Source organism: Moorena sp. SIO4A1, from assembly GCF_010672065.1.
Lineage (GTDB): Bacteria > Cyanobacteriota > Cyanobacteriia > Cyanobacteriales > Coleofasciculaceae > Moorena.
On sequence record NZ_JAAHHX010000373.1, the window covers coordinates 1 to 2,037 of the forward strand.

Sequence of the window (2,037 nt, forward strand, 5' to 3'; positions counted from 1 at the left end):
TCCCTGCTCCCTGCTCCCTGCTCCCTGCTCCCTAAAAACCAGAGATTTGTACCTCATGGGTATAAGACTTGCTATAGCTTGAGTTTTTCCCATGCCATCGTCGATAGCACTAATCACTTTTTTTATTAAATCGTAACTGTACTGTAAGGAACTGGCCTTTGATTAATTTATTAACAAAAAAGTTACTTTATGACTAGTATGTACTAAGCTTTCCTTTGACTGCTATAACTATAGGATTAATAGACAAAGATAACAGGGAATAGTAGTCAAGATATCCGAGGAGTTTTTGGTGTTATGATAAAGCGATGCAGCGCTTTTGCAATTAGGCAAAATTCCGGATAAAATTCCCACACTTCCCGCGCCCGGGTTCCACACTTCCCACACTTCCAATCTTTTTTACAAATATTTAGATGCACCTATTGCTATATAGTATAGATGCACCATTATTGTTAACCCAATTACAACAACGTCACATGGTACCTAAATCTCTCAGAAGTCTATGGGCTTTTCTGCTGAGCGCGGTTTTGATAATTCCTGCCGTGATGCTCTTCCCCGCTCCAAGCCAAGCCATGGTTAACGCTGAAAGCGAGAGCATACAAAATGTAGACAAACCCCAAGTAGCACCAATCAATGCCAATGTTCAACTAATTACTACAGCAGCGGGCAATGGAGCAGACACCTTTATCCGAGGTGGTTCCTACTCTAGTAAGAACAATGGAACAAACGGTAAATTAGTCGTCAAGCTTGATAACACCGTCTCTTATATCCGCAAAACTTACCTCCGATTTGATCTCAGTGAGCTGAATGATGGTATTGATGATGTGAGCCTGAATTTGAGTACGATAAACCTTCCCAACACCAAAGGATCTATTGAGTTTTATGGCTTGAATGATGGAGTAGAGGAAAATTGGTCTGAAACCAAAACCACTTGGAATAACGCGCCGGGTAATGATACTTGCTCTACCAATTTATTTCTCTCAAACCAAACAACTTACTTAGGGAAACTCCCTGCAGCTTCTATAGCGACAGGAGATTCTTTTAGCTTTAACTCACCTGAGTTACTAGATTTCATCAAAGGTGATACTGATCACATAGTGACTATTCTGATTAATCGTGCAGAATATAAAGCCCCAGATGCCTATATCGTTTTTGCGTCTAAAGAAAGCACTGAGTATAGCCCTCCTACATTAATGGCTACTCTGAAACCTGCAGTTCAAAGCAACCCTGAAACTGATACAGCCAATCTTTTTGAGCTTCCCGATTGTGTGAATTCCGATTGTAACTGCTCGGATTTTAAGACTCAGGAAGAGGCACAGGCTGTGTTTAACTACTTTGGGGATGATCGTTTCCGTCTAGATGGGAACAAAGATGGTCTTGCTTGCACAAGTCTGCCCCATGCCAAAGCTCCATAACCTTTATTCCTCCACGACTTACCAATGTTCTAGATCGCTCTTATAGCACTACGCATTCAGGTGTTTGAGATTAATATAAGCAGCAAAAGCTATCGCTGTTAACTTTTGCCTGTTGCCTGTTGCCAATGCCATTGCGCGTAGCGCTATATTGAAACCAATCCCAATTCTCAGCAGGAGGATTGGGTTTAGCCTCACATTCCGCACTTCAAAGTAAGTACCTAGGCACAAGTGAACTACCTACACTGACCCGTTGGGTACAGTGTAGGCTTCCAGCTTCACGGAAGAATGCCTTAGCTTAGACGGACGCCCTCGCTTTGGTCTTACTTCTTCTCCACTGGCGTTGACCTCCCCCGTCCCAGAGGAGGATAGCATTCTGATCCCTTCTGCTCTAATATTCTTAGCTGCATTACCATCCCTATCGTGATGAGTGCCACAGCTTGGACAAATCCAAGACCTTACATCTAGCGGCAACTCTTTGATTAGGTAATGGCAATTAGAGCAGGTTTTGGAACTGGGGAACCACCGATCTATCTCGACCAGTACTTTTCCTTCTTTTTCGCATTTATAAGAAAGGAAATTTACAAAAGTTCCCCAACTCAGATCAGATATTGCTTTAGCTAATTTG

General features: G+C 42.5%; 2 protein-coding genes. One reads left to right on the plus strand and one right to left on the minus strand.

What is annotated here, in order from left to right; translation table 11 throughout:
* Positions 1 to 524: 524 nt before the first annotated feature.
* Positions 525 to 1,412, plus strand: coding sequence for a DNRLRE domain-containing protein (locus tag F6K53_RS38425; RefSeq protein WP_293085067.1), 888 nt, complete (start codon positions 525 to 527; stop codon positions 1,410 to 1,412).
* Positions 1,413 to 1,649: 237 nt separating this feature from the next.
* Here F6K53_RS38425 and F6K53_RS38430 read toward each other — a convergent pair.
* On the minus strand, positions 1,650 to 2,037 hold a 388-nt coding region (locus F6K53_RS38430), incomplete at its 5' end, for an RNA-guided endonuclease TnpB family protein (protein WP_293085070.1).